The following is a 15,323-nucleotide window of genomic DNA, read 5'->3' on the forward strand; positions in this document are numbered from 1 at the left end:
GCCGATCCTGATACGGGATCGGCCTCTTTCCTTCCGATCTTTAATTTGCCCGCCATCCAAAACAGCCTATATCCAGGGCATGACCTTCCGCCCGCTTTTCTCCTTCTTCGAGACCTGGATCCAGCCCTTCGCACGGCGCGATGATCTTCGGCCGCCGCAGGGGCTGGTGGCGTTCGTGTGGTTCTATGTGCGCCAGGCCAAGGCGCCGTTTGCGGCTTTGCTGGTGCTCGGCGGCATAACGGCGGGCATCGAGGCGGCGACGTTCTGGTTTGTCGGGCGGCTGGTCGACATGCTGGCGACGGTGACGCCGGGCGAGGGATGGAGCGGGCTACTTTCGGCGCACGGGCCGGAACTGCTTGTCATGCTCGGGCTGATCGGCGTCGTGCGCTTCGTCGTGGCCTTTCTGACGGCGCTGATCGACCAGCAGGTCATCACGCCGGGCTTCTATAATCTTGTGCGCTGGCAGTCCTATGTGCATGTCGCGCGCCAGTCGCTCTCCTTCTTCCAGAACGATTTTTCCGGGCGGATTGTCACGAAGGTCTGGTCGGCGGGGCAGGCGACGGGCGATGTCATCACCTCCTTCATGGAGAGCATCTGGTTCGTCTCGATCTATACGGTCTCGACGCTCGTGCTGCTCGGCCAGCTCGACTGGCGGCTGGCGGTGGTGCTGCTTGTCTGGCTGTCGATCTTCGCGGTGCTCGCGCGCTATTTCGTGCCGCGCATCCGCGAGCACGCGCGCCAATCGGCGGAAGCCGGGTCGATGATCAGCGGCCGCATGGTCGATGCCTATTCGAACATCCAGACGCTGAAGCTGTTCGGCCGCGACGATGCGAACGACCGCTACATGCGCGACGGTTTCGATATCTTCCAGACGACGATCCTGAATTTCACGCGGCTTCTCACGTCGCTGCGCGCCTCTCTTGCGTTTCTCTCGGGCCTTATGATCGCGGGCATGGCGGTGCTGTGCATCCATCTCTGGCTGACCGGCATCATCAGCTCGGGCGCCGTCGCCTTCACCATGGCGCTGGTGCTGCGGCTGAATTTCCTGCTGAATCGGCTGATGACGCAGCTCAACGGCATCATGCGCAATATCGGCACGATCCAGAACTCCGCGGACCTGATCTCCCAGCCGATTGGCCTCGTCGACCGGCCGGACGCCACGGTCATGGCGGTGACGCATCCGGAAATCCGCTTCGATCACGTGCGCTTCCACTACGGCCGCGCCTCCGGCGTCATCGACGACCTGACGCTTGTGGTGCGCCCCGGCGAGAAGGTCGGCATCGTCGGCCGGTCGGGTGCCGGCAAGTCGACGCTCGTCAACCTGCTCCTGCGTTTCTACGATTTGGAAGGCGGGCGCATCCTCGTCGGCGGCGAGGATATCGCTGCCGTCACGCAGGAGAGCCTGCGCGCCAGTATAGGCATGGTCAGCCAGGATACGGCGCTCTTGCACCGCTCGATCCGCGACAACATCCTCTTCGGCAATCCCGATGCCAGCGAAGCCCAGATGATCGAGGCGGCGAAAAAGGCCGAGGCGCATGATTTCATTCTGCAGCTCGAGGATCAGCGCGGCCGTACCGGCTACGACGCCCATGTCGGCGAGCGCGGGGTGAAACTGTCCGGCGGCCAGCGCCAGCGCATCGCCATTGCCCGCGTCATGCTGAAGGATGCGCCGATCCTGGTGCTCGACGAGGCGACCTCGGCGCTCGACAGCGAAGTCGAGGCGGCGATCCAGTCGAACCTCGAACGTCTCATGCGCGGCAAGACCGTGCTTGCCATCGCCCATCGGCTCTCCACCATCGCGGCACTCGACCGTCTGATCGTCATGGATCGCGGCCATATCGTGGAGGAGGGGAGCCATGCCGAGCTCGTCGCCAAGGGCGGGCTTTATGCGGATCTCTGGTCACGCCAGTCGGGCGGGTTCCTCAGCCACGAGGAAGCGGCGCAATAGTGCCGCAAAGCGTCGTTTCGCGACTGTCTTTTCAGCCGGGAAGCGCTTGAGGTTCAAGGCGATGGCTGTGCCTTGTCAAGATGCTCCGTTTTTCCCGCGACAATGTGCCCACCACCCCTTGCCAAGGCTGGACATAATTTGCGATCAAGCATAGAACGCGCCGGATTGACGGGGAATCTATGGCCGTATTGTGTCCGGAATTGCCGGTTTCCAAAGGGGCGTTGCGGTTTTCCGCAGACTTTGCGTGAGAGGATGGTTTAGCCGTGAGCGAACACGAGACAACAAGCGAATCCCTGGGCGAGCCCACTCGCCGTGATTTTCTTTACCTGACCACGGGTATGGCGGGCGTCGTGGGCGGCGTTGCGGTTGCATGGCCGTTCATCGACCAGATGCGTCCGGATGCGTCCACGCTGGCGCTCGCCTCCATCGAGGTCGACGTCTCCAGCCTGACGCCCGGCATGTCGCTGACGGCCAAGTGGCGCGGCAAGCCGGTGTTCATCCGCAACCGCACCGACAAGGAAGTGGAAGAAGCCAAGGCCGTAGCCCTTTCGGATCTGAAGGATCCGGTCGCGCGCAATGCCAATATCGCTGCCGACGCCGAAGCGACGGACCTCGACCGCTCCGCCGGTGAGGGCAAGGAAAACTGGATCATCATGATCGGCTCCTGTACCCATCTGGGCTGCGTTCCGCTCGGCCAGGCCGGCGATTTCGGCGGATGGTTCTGTCCCTGCCACGGTTCGCACTACGACACTGCTGGACGTATCCGTAAGGGTCCGGCCCCGCAGAACCTCGCTGTGCCGACCTTCTCGTTCGTATCCGACACAGTCATCAAGATCGGTTGAGGGGACACCTGATAATGAGTGCTGAACATTCCACCTACCAGCCGACGACTGGCATCGAGAAGTGGGTCGATTCGCGCCTGCCTCTGCCGCGCATGATCCATGACAGCTTCGTCTCCTACCCGGTCCCGCGCAACCTGAACTACGCCTATACCTTCGGCGCCATGCTGTCGGTGATGCTGATCGTGCAGATCCTGACCGGCGTCGTTCTGGCCATGCACTATGCGGCCGAAACCACCGTCGCGTTCAACTCGGTCGAAAAGATCATGCGTGACGTGAACCACGGCTGGCTGCTGCGTTACATGCACGCCAACGGTGCGTCCTTCTTCTTCATCGCGGTCTATCTGCACATCGCCCGCGGCCTCTACTACGGCTCCTACAAGGCGCCGCGTGAAATCCTCTGGATTCTCGGCGTGGTCATCTTCCTTCTGATGATGGCGACCGGCTTCATGGGCTACGTTCTGCCTTGGGGTCAGATGTCCTTCTGGGGCGCGACCGTCATCACCGGCTTCTTCTCGGCCTTCCCGTGGGTCGGTGAGTGGATCCAGCAGTTCCTGCTCGGCGGCTTCGCGGTCGACAATCCGACGCTGAACCGCTTCTTCTCGCTGCACTACCTGCTGCCCTTCATGATCGCCGGCGTCGTCGTCCTGCACATCTGGGCGCTGCACGTCACCGGCCAGACCAACCCGACCGGCGTCGAAGTGAAGTCCAAGACCGACACGGTTCCCTTCACGCCCTATGCGACGCTGAAGGATGCGCTCGGCGTATCGGTCTTCCTGATCGTCTTCGCCTGGTTCGTCTTCTACATGCCGAACTATCTCGGCCACCCGGACAACTACATCCCGGCCGACCCGCTGAAGACCCCGGCCCACATCGTTCCGGAATGGTACTACCTGCCGTTCTACGCGATGCTGCGCGCCATCACCTTCAACGTCGGCCCGATCGACTCCAAGCTTGGCGGCGTCCTTGTGATGTTCGGCGCGATCATCGTGCTGTTCTTCCTGCCCTGGCTCGACACGTCGAAGGTCCGCTCGGCCGTCTATCGTCCGTGGTACAAGCTGTTCTTCTGGCTGTTCGTGGCCAATGCCATCATGCTCGGCTGGCTCGGCGCCATGCCCGCGGAAGGCATCTACGTCGTCCTCTCGCAGCTCGGCACGCTCTATTACTTCGGCTTCTTCCTCGCCATCATGCCGGTCCTCGGCCTGATCGAGACCCCGAAGCGCATTCCGAATTCGATCACGGAAGCGGTTCTGGAAAAGAAGAACGCCAAGCTGGCCAAGGCCTGAGAGCGAGGACTAGGAACCATGACAATGAAAAAGCTTGTTGCAGGCATTCTGTCGCTCGCACTCGTCGCCGGTCTCGGCGTCTCCTACGCCACGGCGGAAGAGGCAGCGCCGGCTGCCGGTGCGGAGGCCGAACATGCCACCCCGCACTACCCGATCCATCATCCGAAGCAGGAAAAGTGGACCTTCGCCGGCCCCTTCGGCAAGTATGACAAGGGCCAGCTTCAGCGCGGCCTGAAGGTCTACACCGAAGTCTGTTCGGCCTGCCATTCGATGAACCTTGTTTCCTTCCGCACGCTGGAAGATCTTGGTTACTCGGAAGGCCAGGTAAAGGCTTTCGCGGCGAACTACGAAGTGCAGGACGGCCCGAACAGCGATGGTGAGATGTTCACCCGCAAGGCCGTGCCGTCCGACCATTTCCCGTCGCCCTTTGCCAACCATGAGGCGGCAGCCGCCGCCAACAATGGCGCGGCTCCGCCGGACTTCTCGCTGATCGCCAAGGCACGCGGCATTACCCGCGGCTTCCCGCAGTTCGTCTTCGACATCTTCACGCAGTACCAGGAAGGCGGCCCGGACTACATCTACTCGCTGCTGACCGGTTACGACGAAGAGAAGCCGGCGCATCTCGAAGTCGCCGAAGGCACGCACTACAACCCGTATTTCGCAAATGCCGCCGCACTCGCCATGGCCAAGCCGATCTCCGACGGCCAGGTCACCTATGACGACGGCGCGCCGCAGACGGTCGACCAGTATGCCCGCGACGTCGCATCCTTCCTGATGTGGGCCGCCGAGCCCCACCTCGAAGAACGCAAGCGCACCGGCTTCATGGTCATGATCTTCCTGGTGATCTTCACCGGCCTGATCTACCTGACGAAGAAGTCGGTTTACGCGAACAAGGAACACTGAGCGATCCGATCGCTTGGGTTCGAAAGGCGGCCTCCGGGCCGCCTTTTTTGTTGTGGGGCGGTGACGCACCTGCGATAACCGAAAAATCCTTCCGCAGTCGGGAAATTCCATGCCTACCGTTGAACAAGAACTCGTCGCCGCGATCCGCAGCATCCCGGACTATCCCAAGCCCGGCATCATCTTCCGCGACATCACCACCATGCTCGGCAATCCGCGCGCCTTCCGCCGCGCGGTGGACGAGCTTGTGCATCCCTATGCGGGCATCGGCATCGCAAAGGTGGCTGGCATCGAGGCGCGCGGCTTCATCCTGGGCGGCGCCATGGCGCACCAGCTGTCGACCGGCTTCGTGCCGATCCGCAAGAAGGGCAAGCTGCCGCACGAGACCGTGCGCATCGCCTACAGCCTGGAATACGGCGTGGACGAGATGGAGATGCACAAGGACGCCATCAAGCCGGGCGAGAAGGTCATCCTCGTCGATGACCTGATCGCCACCGGCGGCACGGCGGAAGCGGCCGTCAAGCTGCTGCGCCAGATCGGCGCCGACATCGTCGCCGCCTGCTTCGTCATTGATCTGCCAGAAATCGGCGGCCGCAAGAAACTGGAAGCGCTCGGCGTGGAAGTGCGCACGCTGGTGGCCTTCGACGGGCATTGAGGTAGCGCCTCACCCGGCCTGCCGGCGTCTTCTCCCCGCAAGCGGGGCGAAGGTTAGGGTGAGGGGCAAGCTCCGCAAATCGCCTACAGACGAGATCAGACGAATTCCAGAACCGTGCTCTCGAACCGGATGACCGGTTCGCCGTTCTGGTTGCGGCCGGCGCAGAGGATCGAATTGATCAGACGGTCTTTGCGCGTCGCCAGTTCGCGGGAAGCGAGCAGCGTCACCGAATAGGTGATCGTGTCGCCGGCAAAGACCGGCTTCAGCCAGGCGAGCTTGATGAAGCCCGGCGAGGGGCCGAGGCTCGGGGGCACGGTGCCTTCGGCGGCGAGGCGCTTGCACTCGCCAAGCCAGAACGGCACGAAGCACTTCATCCAGCCGGCGGAGGTATGCCAGCCCGAGGCGCAGAGACCGCCGAACAAGGCGTGTTTGGCCAGCTCCTCGTCGAGATGGAAGGGCTGCGGGTCGAAGTTTTTGGCGAAACGGATGATGTCTTCGGCGGTGAAGGTGTTGGACCCGATCTCGACGGCCTCGCCGAACGGATAAAGCTCAGCCATCCGCATGGTCGGCTCCCTTCGCAGCAACACGCATCATATTGATATATTCGGACACCGCGACCAGCTCGCCGCGCTGGTTGGTTACCTCGGCGCGCATGCGCACGATGCCGATCTCCGGCCGCGAGCGCGAGACGCGAGCATCCAGCACCTCGCAATGGCCGCCAAGCGTATCCCCCGCCAGCACCGGGCGCTTCCACTCCATGAGATCGACGCCGGGCGAGCCCTCCGAGGTCGAGCCATCGATATAGGCCTCGAACAGCATGCGCATCATCACGGCGCTGGTGTGCCAGCCGGAGGCGGCAAGGCCGCCGAGAATGCTGGCGCGGCCGGCGGCCTCGTCCATGTGCATCGGTTGCGGGTCGAATTCCCGCGCGAAGGCGATGATCTCGTCCGCCGTCATCGTACGCTTCGAAAAGTCGAAGCGCCGGCCCGGCGTAAAGTCCTCAAACGTATAGTGGGGCATGTCGCGATCCGTTCCATTGCGGGTGAACAATGGCGAGGGCGGCGGGCTTTTGCAAGCGCGGGTGGGGACGGTGGAACACCCACGTCCTTCAAGCGCAAAGAAAAACCGCAGCCCCTCGAGCCGAGGGACGGCGGCTTCGAATAGAGGTTGCCGCGTCGTCTTACGTATTGAAGCGGAAGTGGATGACGTCGCCGTCGTTGACGACGTATTCCTTGCCTTCGTCGCGGCCCTTGCCGGCTTCCTTGGCGCCGACTTCGCCCTTGTAGGCGATGTAGTCGTCATAGGCGATGGTGAAGGCGCGGATGAAGCCGCGTTCGAAATCCGTATGAATGACGCCGGCGGCCTGTGGGGCCTTGGTGCCGCGCACGATGGTCCAGGCGCGCGTTTCCTTGGGGCCGACGGTGAAATAGGTGATGAGGTCGAGCAGGTGGTAGCCGGCGCGGATGAGGCGATCGAGGCCGGCTTCCGTGAGGCCGAGCGCCGAAAGGAACTCTTCGGCTTCCTCTTCCGGCAGCTGGGCGACTTCGGATTCGATCGCAGCCGAGATGATGACGCATTCCGCGCCCTGCTCCTTCGCCATGGCGGCGACGGCGGCGGTGTGTTCGTTGCCCGTCGAGGCATCGGCTTCCGCGACGTTGCAGACATAGAGAACGGGGTGGGAGGTCAGGAGGTTCAGGCCCTTCAGGACCTCGATCTCTTCCGGCGCCAGCGTCTTCAGGAGAAGGCGGGCCGGCTTGCCCTCGTTGAGCAGCTTGACCACGGCTTCCATGATCGGCAGCTGGGCGAGCGAGTCCTTGTCCTTGCTGGCGGCGCGCTTGCGGGTCTGTTCGACGCGGCGCTCCAGGCTTTCGAGATCGGCGAGCATCAGCTCGGTCTCGATCGTGTCGGCATCGCCCACCGGATTGATGCGGCCTTCGACATGGGTGATGTCGTCGTCCTCGAAGCAGCGCAGCACGTGCACGACGGCGTCGACTTCGCGGATATTGGCGAGGAACTTGTTGCCGAGGCCTTCACCCTTCGACGCGCCGCGCACGAGGCCGGCAATGTCGACAAAGGAGATGCGCGTCGGGATGATTTCCTTGGAGCCGGCAATGGCGGCCAGCGCCTTCATGCGTAGATCGGGAACCGCCACTTCGCCGGTGTTCGGCTCGATGGTGCAGAAGGGATAGTTCGCCGCCTGGGCGGCCGCCGTCTTGGTCAGCGCGTTGAAGAGGGTCGACTTGCCGACATTCGGCAGACCGACGATACCGCATTTGAAGCCCATGGAGATGGTCCATTCGTCGTAAGAAAATCGTTGCCCTCGCTATGGGGGATGGGAGGGGCAGGGTCAAGAGCTTGGCGGCCTTGGGGCCTTGAACTCGCACCTCTTGCGGTGCACAATGGGCCAACATCGCTCGAAGCCAACGTCATGAGGAGCTTCCCATGAGCAATGGTGACACGACCCTCACCCCGAAGACATCAACCAAGCCGAAGCTCGAACGGCCGAAGCTCTACAAGGTTCTGCTCGTCAACGACGACTACACGCCGCGCGAATTCGTCGTGCTGGTGTTGAAGGCCGTGTTCCGCATGGCCGAGGAGACGAGCTACCGGGTGATGATGACCGCCCACAAGATGGGCACCTGCGTCGTCGTCATCTGCGCGCGCGACATCGCCGAGACCAAGGCGAAAGAGGCGACGGACCTCGCCAAGGAGGCGGGTTATCCGCTGCTGTTCCAGACGGAGCCGGAGGAGTAGGCCTCAGGATCGGCGGATCTGGAAACCGGTCTTGTTCTGCTCGAAGCCGCAGCGCGTGTAGAAGTCCGACGCGCCCATCTCACCGCGTCTCGTCAGCAGCATCACCTTGTAGCAGCCGGCCTGCCATGCCGCATCGACGGCGTGTTTGAGGACAGCGCGGCCAAGACCCGTTCGGCGCGCGGTTTTTGCGGTGACGACATTCTCGATCAGCGCATAAGGCGCGCCGGCGCGCGTGAGGTTCGGCACCACGAGGAGGGTACAGGAGGCGAGGGGGATGCTATCCTTGACTGCGACATAGATCGTCATGCCCGGCTGGGCGAGGATGACGGCGAAGTGCGCCTGTGCCGTTGCCGCATCCATCGGCGGATCGTCGGGGTTGAGCTCGGCATAGAGAGCGAGCAGGCCGGCAAGGTCATCAAGACCGGCGGGGCGAAGGATGGCGTCGCGGGGCACGTCAGTCGCCCTTGTTGCCGAGCAGCTTCCTCAGCATTTCCGCCATCGGTCCTGTCGTCGGCAGGATTTTCGGCTGATTGTGGTTGCGCGCCTGGCGGATATGGGACTGGCCGGCCGGCTTCTTTTCGGGCGCGGCCTTCTCCTCCGGCTTCCCGCCGGTGGCGAGTGCCAGCTTGTTCATCAGCTGCGAATCATCGCCCCGCACCAGCATGTCGATGTTGAGCGCCAGTTCGTCGAGCAGTGGATCGAGCCATGTATGATCGGCCTTGGCGAAATCGCCGAGTACATGGTTTGTCACCAGTTCCTTAGTGCCGGGATGGCCGATGCCGAGGCGCATGCGCCGGTAGTCCCTGCCGCAATGGGCGTCGATCGACTTGATGCCGTTATGCCCGCCATGGCCGCCGCCGACCTTGATGCGCACCTTGCCGGGTGCGAGATCGAGTTCGTCATAGATCGCGACGATGTCCTTGGGAGCGAGCTTGTAGAAGCGCATCGCCTCACCGACGGATTCGCCCGAAAGGTTCATGAAGGTCTGCGGCTTGACGAGCAGCACCTTCTCGCCGGCGATCTCGCCTTCGGCGATTTCGGCCTTGAACTTCTTCGACCAGGGCGAGAACGGGTTCTTGCGGTGGATCGCATCCAGCGCCATGAAGCCGATATTGTGGCGGTTGCCCGCATATTTTGCGCCCGGATTGCCGAGCCCCGCGATGATCTGCATGGAAGTGGTCCGCAAGTGGAGGTGTCCGTGTCTTCACCACCGCGAAAGCGGCTGGAAGTCAACCGCCTTGGGTCAATTCTTCATGCCGTTGTCGGCCGTGCGCGTATCCGGCGGCAGGCCGTAGGCGGTGAAGATGCGGTCCTGGTCGCCGTTCACGATCAGCTTGTCCAATTCAGCCTGGAGACTCACGATCAGGTCCTGTGGCGTCTGTTTGTTGCAGGCGAGGCCATAAATCTGGCCATCCATAAGCATGGCCTTCTCGACCGGAATCCCGTCTTTTAGCAGCTTCTTGTAGGTCTTGACGGAGGTCGGCATCAGGTCGATGCGGCCGGAAAGGAGCTTGCGCAGCGTGATGTCGATATCGGCGGCGAGGTCGATATCCTTGAAACCGAGGCGTTCGAGCGCCTCTACGGCGAAATCGCCGCGTTGTGAGCCGACCTTGAGTTCGAGTGCCTTGGCAGGTGTCAGGCCGTCATGCGTATCGCCCTGACGTTTGACGAGAACCATCTGGTCCTTGAGCAGCGGATTGACCCAGGCGAAGCGGTCGGCGCGCTTGCGGTTGTGACCCGTCGTGAAGACGCAGGTGTTCGGCTGGTTCTCGGCCATGGCGAAGGCGCGGGCCCAGGGCATGATCTCCAGCGTGTAGTCGATGCCGGCAGCCTTGGCGATCGTTTCCACCTGGTCTACCGCGATGCCGGTGATCTTGCCGTCCTTGGTGTAGTTGAAGGGGGCATATTCTTCCGTCACGAAATGCAGCGTGCCAGCAAGGGCTGAGGAAAGCGGGGCAAGCGACAGGCAGAGCGTCAAAAGCAGTGTCTTCATCGTCCTGTCCCTCGGGCCCGTCAGGAGGCCATGGCACGACGCTCGGGCACGTCGGGCTTTGCAAATTCGTCGAGCTTTTCGAGCAGCGCGTCAAGCGGCAAGGGCCTGCTCAACAGGTAACCCTGGCCGAATTCGATATCCATGCTCTGCAGGATATCCCACTGCTCCGTCGTCTCGATGCCTTCGGCCACCACCGCGCAGCCCATCTGGTGCGAGATTGTACGGATGCCCTCGACGAGCATGCGGCTCTTGCGGCGCACATCCGGCTGGTCGGAGGAGAGCGAGCGGGTGAAGGACTGATCGACCTTGACGATATCGACCGGGAACCGGTTGAGATAGCTGAGCGAAGAGTAGCCCGTGCCGAAATCGTCGAGCGCGATGCGGCAGCCGAGATCGGAGAGCGCGTCGAGCACCTCGCGCACGACGGGATTGTCCAGCATCAGCACGGCCTCGGTGATCTCGACGACGATGCGCGATGGCGTGATCCCGCTTTCGAGCAGGAGGGTCGCGATCCGGGCGGGCAGGGCCTGTTCGAATTGCAGCGGCGAGAAGTTGACCGCGAGATAGGTGTCGCCAAGGCCGTCGAGCTTGGAGATGGTTGCCAGATTGGCGATGGCCTTCGAGAGGATGCAGTCGCCGATCCGCGCGATCGTGCCGTTCTCCTCCGCGATGCCGATGATCTCGGCCGGCGGCAGGATGCCGCGCTCGGGGTGATGCAGGCGCATCAGCGCCTCGAACCCGGCGACGCGGCCGTCCGCGAGGCTGACGATGGGCTGGAGATGGGTGGTGAACCAGTCGTCGCGCAGGCCCTGATCGATAAACTGTTCGATTTCGAGCCGCTTGCGGGCGATATCGACCATGTTGTTGTCGAAGAGCTGCACGCCGTTCTTGCCGCCGCGCTTGCGCGCATACATGGCCATGTCGGATTTCTGCAGCAGGCAGGCGGCGGTGGCGGCGTGGTCCGGATAGACCGCGATGCCGATGCTGGCGCTGACATTGAGTTCCGCGCCGTTGACGATGAGCGGTGCGCGCAGGCTGGCGACCAGCCTGTCGCTGATATCCATCGCAAGCTGGCGCGCATTCGGTGCCGAGAGGAGGATGGCGAATTCGTCGCCGCCGAGGCGGGCGATGACGTCATTGGCGCGCAGCTGACGGCGCAGCCGCATGGCGACCTGGCAGAGCACGTCGTCGCCGCTGGCATGGCCGAGATTGTCGTTGATCCATTTGAAGCGGTCGAGATCGACGAAAAGGCAGGCGAGCTGCTGGCCATGCGCGTCGACCTCGCCGATCAGTTCGTCCAACACGGTCTCGAAGCCCTGGCGGTTGAGCAGGCCGGTCAGGTGGTCGGTAATGGCCTGGCGATGGTTGCGGGTCTCTGCTTCCTTGAGGTCGGTGACATCGGTCATGACCGAGAGCGAGAGCGCCTGGCGGTTGCGGCTCGCCTCCACGCCGGTTTCCAGGATCAGCACGTCGATCACGCTGCCGTCGGCGCACAGGAAGCGCAGGGTCACCTCGCAGATGCCGCCGTCCTCCATGTTCGTGGTATGGCGCTTGCGATAGGTCTCGCGGCATTCCTCGACGACGAAGTCGGTGAATTCCTGGCCGATCACGGCCTCGCGGCGATAGCCTGTCGCGGTCAGCCAATAGTCGCTGACGGCCGTGATGCGGTTTTGCGCATCGATGGAAAACAGCATGGCCGGCGTCAGGTTGTAGATATCGGTGGCGCGGGCATGGGCGAGCTTCAGCTCGTTCTCCTCGCGCTCCAGCTTGCTCTGCATCTCGTTGAAGTTATGGGCGAGTGCGCCCATCTCGTCATTCGAGGTCCAGTCGACATGGTGGCGCGAGCCGAGCCGGCGCGTCGCTTCGATGGCCGCGGTCAGCCGCATCAGCGGACGGATGATGGTGATGCGGTTGCCGATGATGGCGGCGGTGAAGAGCGTCGCGACGGCGAAGAAGAAGATGGCGAAGATGCTCAGCTCATCCGCCGAGAAACGCGAGAAGAGGCCTTCCTTGCGGATCCAGATTTCCGCCGTGCCAACCTTCTTGATGCCGTCGGTCGCCTTGTAGAGGATATCGGTCTTGACGATGGAGCGCGCGTCATCCGGATTGGGCGAGAGGGCCGGCTTGCGGATGTCGATGACATCGGAGGTGTCGCGCACCTGCACATAGCTGATATCGGCATCGGCCTGTAGCGCGGTGACGATCTGGTCGATGCTGTCCTTGTCGAAATCCCACAGCGGCTTGCCGAGTGCCTGGACATTGGCCTGGAGCAGCACTTCGGTATTTTGCAGCCGCTCGCGCGCGACGCGGTCGGACGACAGGATCAGGAACAGCAGGAAGAGCGGGGCGACGAAGACAAGCAGGGCGCCGATGACGATGGCGATGAAGCGGCTTTCAACCGAATGCATTTTCATGCCGGTCGCCCCTCTGCCGCGTTACAAAGCCAGCTCATATGCCCCTCTTTGGCTTTTGCCATTTTCCCCAGGGGCTAGATTTTCATCAAAGTCTTAAATGTTGCTGAAATGGCGACCCGCAAAAGTGCTGGTAATCCAAACTTCCCGCAACGGTAGTGTGGTCCGTTCCGGCAAAGAAAAACCCCGCGCCTTGGGTAAGACGCGGGGTTTCGAGAAGATCCCGGAAATGGGATTATTCTGCGGAGCCTTCGGCTTCTTCTTCTTCCTTCACGCCGGCCGCCGGGGTGGCGATCGTTGCGATGGTGAAGTCGCGGTCGGAGATGACCGGGCTCGTGCCCTTCGGCAGCTTGATGTGCGAGATGTGGATACCGTCGCCGACCTTGAGGCCGGAGAGGTCAGCCGTCAGGAATTCCGGAATGTCGCCGGCCAGAGCGTGCAGCTCGACTGCGTGGCGAACGATGTTCAGGACGCCGCCGGCCTTGATGCCCGGGGACTTCTCTTCGTTGATGAAGTGAACCGGCACTTCGACGACGACGTGGGTGTTACCCGAAACGCGCAGGAAGTCGACATGCATGGTGAAGTCGCGGACCGGATCCAGCTGGAAGTCCTTCGGCAGAACCTTGATCTTCTCGCCGTTGACGTCGATCGTGGCGACCGTCGTCTTGAAGCCGCCGGCGTGGATACGCTGGGTGACGTCCTTGGTCGAGAGGGCGATCGACAGGGGGGCCTGCTTGTCGCCATAGATAACTGCAGGAATAAGGCCGTTGCGGCGAAGTTCACGGGAGGACCCCTTACCAACCCGTTCGCGCGTCTCGGCCTTGAGCTCGTAAGTTTCGTGGCTCATGGCTTTACCTTTCGTGTGTTACTGGAGAGCCTTTCGCGCATCGGGCTGCGCCCGGCGATGCAAAAGGCTTGAGGATTTCGTGAAAGCCTCATCCACGTTGCCTCCAAGGGTGTCTACGCGGACGGGGGCTGCATAAACAAGAATGCCCGGAAATGCAAGGGGCGGGGCCGGCTCGACCCTGGATTGACATGCTGCCGCCGCGATTGGATGTTCGGTGGCGAACGCTTCGGTGAAGGAGAATAGAATGAGACGACAGATCCTGATGGCCTCGGCCGCCCTTGCGCTTGTTTCGGTAAGCCCCGCCGCCGCCCAGGAGATTTCGCCTGCCGGTGCGGAAAGCCTCCAGCAGCGCCTGACGCACTACCTGCCGAAGGACATGGTCGATGCCGGCCTCATCACGGTAAAAGCGGCCTCCTCCTTCTACGAGCTGCGCTTCAATCCGACCGTCCTCCTGGACAAGGCGAAGGAAAATTCGGTGAAGGTCGAGGGCCTGAAGCCGATGACGGCCTATCTGCGCCCGCAGCCGAAAGGCACCTATCGATTCGAATCGAGCGACAGCTTCGACATCAAGGGCACGATGCGCGGCGAAGGCTCCTTCACCTATCTCGTCGATACGATGAAGATGGACGGGATCTACGATCCGGAACTCCTCTATTTCACCTCGGCGAACTGGTCGGCGAAGCGCATAGGCTTCTCCAGCACGACGCCGAAGGAAAGCGTTATGGCAAGCTTTGGCGAAGTGTCCGGACAGGTCACGTCGGAAAAGAAGGCGCCGGGGGTCATCGACATTTCGAGCACCGGCGTCATGAAGGCGTTCAGTGAGACGATCACCGGCGGCCCATCCGGCCGGGTCGATATCGGGGCGGATACGCTCGACATCGATGTCAGCCTTGACGGCGCGCGCTACAAGATCTTCCAGGATCTCGTCTTGTTCGTGCTCGACAACATCAAGAAGGACCAACTCGACGCGCAGGATGCCGCGAAGCTCAAGGAGCTGCTGCGTGCCTCGCTACCGGTCTTCGACAACCTGACCGAGACGATCAAGGCGTCCAACGTGACCGTCGGCACCGACAAGGGCACTTTCGGCGCCGATGCCGTCACCTACAATATCGACATGAATGGCATCGGCCATTCGACGCGCGTCGGCTTCGGCTTCGGCGTGGAGCATCCGAAGCCTCCGGCGGGCGTGTTGCCGGCGGAATTTGCCGAGGCGCTGCCGGAACGGGCGAATTTCAAGGTGGCGGTGGCCAATCTCGACCTTGCCGGCGCCGTTCACTACCTCATCGATCACGCCGACTTCACCAAGCCGGAACCGTTGACGGAAGAGCAGAACAAGGAGCTCGGCCGCATCGTCCTGCCGAACGGTGCGATGACCGTCGAGTTCGAGGACGTCTCGGCGGCCTCGCCGATCTATGACCTGCAGGTCTCCGGCAAGATGACGGTCTATCCCGACCAGCAGGACCGCCGCAGCGCCGATATCACGATCACCATGCGCGACTTCGACAAGACGATCACCTATCTCCAGCGCAACGCCGGAAAGGTGCCGCAGTTCGGCCAGGCCTCCTTCGGTCTCCTGATGATGAAGGGCCTTGCCCGCAAGGGCAGCGGCGATGCGCAGATCTGGGACCTGACGGTCGGCGAGGATGGCAAGGTGCTGATCAACGGCCAGCCGCTGCCCTTCCAGCCGTAA

General features: G+C 62.5%; 15 protein-coding genes. 7 read left to right on the plus strand and 8 right to left on the minus strand.

What is annotated here, in order from left to right; all coding sequences use genetic code 11:
• Positions 1-79: 79 nt before the first annotated feature.
• From ACOZKU_RS26840 to ACOZKU_RS26860, 5 genes are all read left to right on the plus strand, one after another.
• The gene (locus ACOZKU_RS26840; RefSeq protein WP_421581474.1) at positions 80-1,948 is read left to right on the plus strand and encodes an ABC transporter ATP-binding protein; all 1,869 of its coding nucleotides are present in this window, start codon (positions 80-82) and stop codon (positions 1,946-1,948) included.
• 263 nt (positions 1,949-2,211) lie between these two features.
• On the plus strand, positions 2,212-2,790 hold the full coding sequence (gene petA / locus ACOZKU_RS26845) for a ubiquinol-cytochrome c reductase iron-sulfur subunit (RefSeq protein ID WP_117366783.1): 579 nt from the start codon (positions 2,212-2,214) through the stop codon (positions 2,788-2,790).
• A gap of 14 nt (positions 2,791-2,804) precedes the next feature.
• On the plus strand, positions 2,805-4,073 hold the full coding sequence (locus ACOZKU_RS26850; protein ID WP_314085437.1) for a cytochrome b: 1,269 nt from the start codon (positions 2,805-2,807) through the stop codon (positions 4,071-4,073).
• Positions 4,074-4,097: 24 nt separating this feature from the next.
• Positions 4,098-4,976, plus strand: coding sequence for a cytochrome c1 (locus ACOZKU_RS26855; RefSeq protein WP_314085434.1), 879 nt, complete (start codon positions 4,098-4,100; stop codon positions 4,974-4,976).
• Between the two features lie 109 nt (positions 4,977-5,085).
• On the plus strand, positions 5,086-5,628 hold the full coding sequence (locus ACOZKU_RS26860; RefSeq protein ID WP_314085432.1) for an adenine phosphoribosyltransferase: 543 nt from the start codon (positions 5,086-5,088) through the stop codon (positions 5,626-5,628).
• Positions 5,629-5,723: 95 nt separating this feature from the next.
• On the opposite strand, the gene ACOZKU_RS26865 is transcribed toward ACOZKU_RS26860, so the two are convergent.
• The 3 genes from ACOZKU_RS26865 to ychF form a co-directional block, all read right to left on the minus strand.
• Positions 5,724-6,191 (minus strand): MaoC family dehydratase, encoded by a 468-nt coding sequence (locus ACOZKU_RS26865; protein WP_421581475.1) that lies wholly within the window; start codon positions 6,189-6,191, stop codon positions 5,724-5,726.
• Positions 6,178-6,648, minus strand: coding sequence for a MaoC family dehydratase (locus tag ACOZKU_RS26870; RefSeq protein WP_421581476.1), 471 nt, complete (start codon positions 6,646-6,648; stop codon positions 6,178-6,180). Before ACOZKU_RS26870 ends, ACOZKU_RS26865 begins: the two co-directional genes overlap by 14 nt.
• A gap of 160 nt (positions 6,649-6,808) precedes the next feature.
• Entirely contained in the window at positions 6,809-7,912 is a 1,104-nt protein-coding gene (gene ychF / locus ACOZKU_RS26875; RefSeq protein WP_314085425.1) for a redox-regulated ATPase YchF, read from the minus strand.
• A 158-nt stretch (positions 7,913-8,070) separates the two neighbouring features.
• Between ychF and clpS the strand changes: the two genes are divergently transcribed.
• Positions 8,071-8,382, plus strand: a complete 312-nt coding sequence (clpS, locus tag ACOZKU_RS26880) for an ATP-dependent Clp protease adapter ClpS (RefSeq protein WP_117366769.1) — start codon at positions 8,071-8,073, stop codon at positions 8,380-8,382.
• Positions 8,383-8,385: 3 nt separating this feature from the next.
• Here clpS and ACOZKU_RS26885 read toward each other — a convergent pair whose 3' ends face one another.
• The 5 genes from ACOZKU_RS26885 to ACOZKU_RS26905 all read right to left on the minus strand — a co-directional run bounded on the left by ACOZKU_RS26885 (position 8,386) and on the right by ACOZKU_RS26905 (position 13,633).
• On the minus strand, positions 8,386-8,835 hold the full coding sequence (locus ACOZKU_RS26885; protein WP_421581477.1) for a GNAT family N-acetyltransferase: 450 nt from the start codon (positions 8,833-8,835) through the stop codon (positions 8,386-8,388).
• A 1-nt stretch (position 8,836) separates the two neighbouring features.
• Positions 8,837-9,553, minus strand: coding sequence for an aminoacyl-tRNA hydrolase (gene pth, locus ACOZKU_RS26890; protein ID WP_421581491.1), 717 nt, complete (start codon positions 9,551-9,553; stop codon positions 8,837-8,839).
• Positions 9,554-9,625: 72 nt separating this feature from the next.
• Positions 9,626-10,375: a substrate-binding periplasmic protein gene (locus tag ACOZKU_RS26895; protein WP_421581478.1), complete on the minus strand. Its 750-nt coding sequence runs from the start codon at positions 10,373-10,375 to the stop codon at positions 9,626-9,628.
• A gap of 20 nt (positions 10,376-10,395) precedes the next feature.
• Positions 10,396-12,783, minus strand: coding sequence for an EAL domain-containing protein (locus tag ACOZKU_RS26900; RefSeq protein ID WP_421581492.1), 2,388 nt, complete (start codon positions 12,781-12,783; stop codon positions 10,396-10,398).
• Positions 12,784-13,021: 238 nt separating this feature from the next.
• Positions 13,022-13,633, minus strand: a complete 612-nt coding sequence (locus ACOZKU_RS26905; RefSeq protein ID WP_421581479.1) for a 50S ribosomal protein L25/general stress protein Ctc — start codon at positions 13,631-13,633, stop codon at positions 13,022-13,024.
• A gap of 244 nt (positions 13,634-13,877) precedes the next feature.
• Here ACOZKU_RS26905 and ACOZKU_RS26910 point away from each other — a divergent pair, with 244 nt between their 5' ends.
• A complete protein-coding gene (locus ACOZKU_RS26910; protein ID WP_421581480.1) occupies positions 13,878-15,323 on the plus strand; it encodes a hypothetical protein in 1,446 nt (481 codons plus the stop codon).

This window comes from Shinella sp. M31 (assembly GCF_049199205.1).
GTDB lineage: Bacteria > Pseudomonadota > Alphaproteobacteria > Rhizobiales > Rhizobiaceae > Shinella.

Bases quoted from the DNA above. Each gene is read 5' to 3' on its own strand.
- ACOZKU_RS26865 (WP_421581475.1), bottom strand. From the start codon at position 6,191: ATGCGGATGGCTGAGCTTTATCCGTTCGGCGAGGCCGTCGAGATCGGG.
- ychF (WP_314085425.1), bottom strand. From the start codon at position 7,912: ATGGGCTTCAAATGCGGTATCGTCGGTCTGCCGAATGTCGGCAAGTCG.
- ACOZKU_RS26850 (WP_314085437.1), top strand. From the start codon at position 2,805: ATGAGTGCTGAACATTCCACCTACCAGCCGACGACTGGCATCGAGAAG.
- ACOZKU_RS26905 (WP_421581479.1), bottom strand. From the start codon at position 13,633: ATGAGCCACGAAACTTACGAGCTCAAGGCCGAGACGCGCGAACGGGTT.
- ACOZKU_RS26910 (WP_421581480.1), top strand. From the start codon at position 13,878: ATGAGACGACAGATCCTGATGGCCTCGGCCGCCCTTGCGCTTGTTTCG.
- ACOZKU_RS26900 (WP_421581492.1), bottom strand. From the start codon at position 12,783: ATGCATTCGGTTGAAAGCCGCTTCATCGCCATCGTCATCGGCGCCCTG.
- clpS (WP_117366769.1), top strand. From the start codon at position 8,071: ATGAGCAATGGTGACACGACCCTCACCCCGAAGACATCAACCAAGCCG.
- ACOZKU_RS26870 (WP_421581476.1), bottom strand. From the start codon at position 6,648: ATGCCCCACTATACGTTTGAGGACTTTACGCCGGGCCGGCGCTTCGAC.
- ACOZKU_RS26840 (WP_421581474.1), top strand. From the start codon at position 80: ATGACCTTCCGCCCGCTTTTCTCCTTCTTCGAGACCTGGATCCAGCCC.
- ACOZKU_RS26895 (WP_421581478.1), bottom strand. From the start codon at position 10,375: ATGAAGACACTGCTTTTGACGCTCTGCCTGTCGCTTGCCCCGCTTTCC.
- pth (WP_421581491.1), bottom strand. From the start codon at position 9,553: ATGCAGATCATCGCGGGGCTCGGCAATCCGGGCGCAAAATATGCGGGC.
- ACOZKU_RS26855 (WP_314085434.1), top strand. From the start codon at position 4,098: ATGAAAAAGCTTGTTGCAGGCATTCTGTCGCTCGCACTCGTCGCCGGT.
- ACOZKU_RS26860 (WP_314085432.1), top strand. From the start codon at position 5,086: ATGCCTACCGTTGAACAAGAACTCGTCGCCGCGATCCGCAGCATCCCG.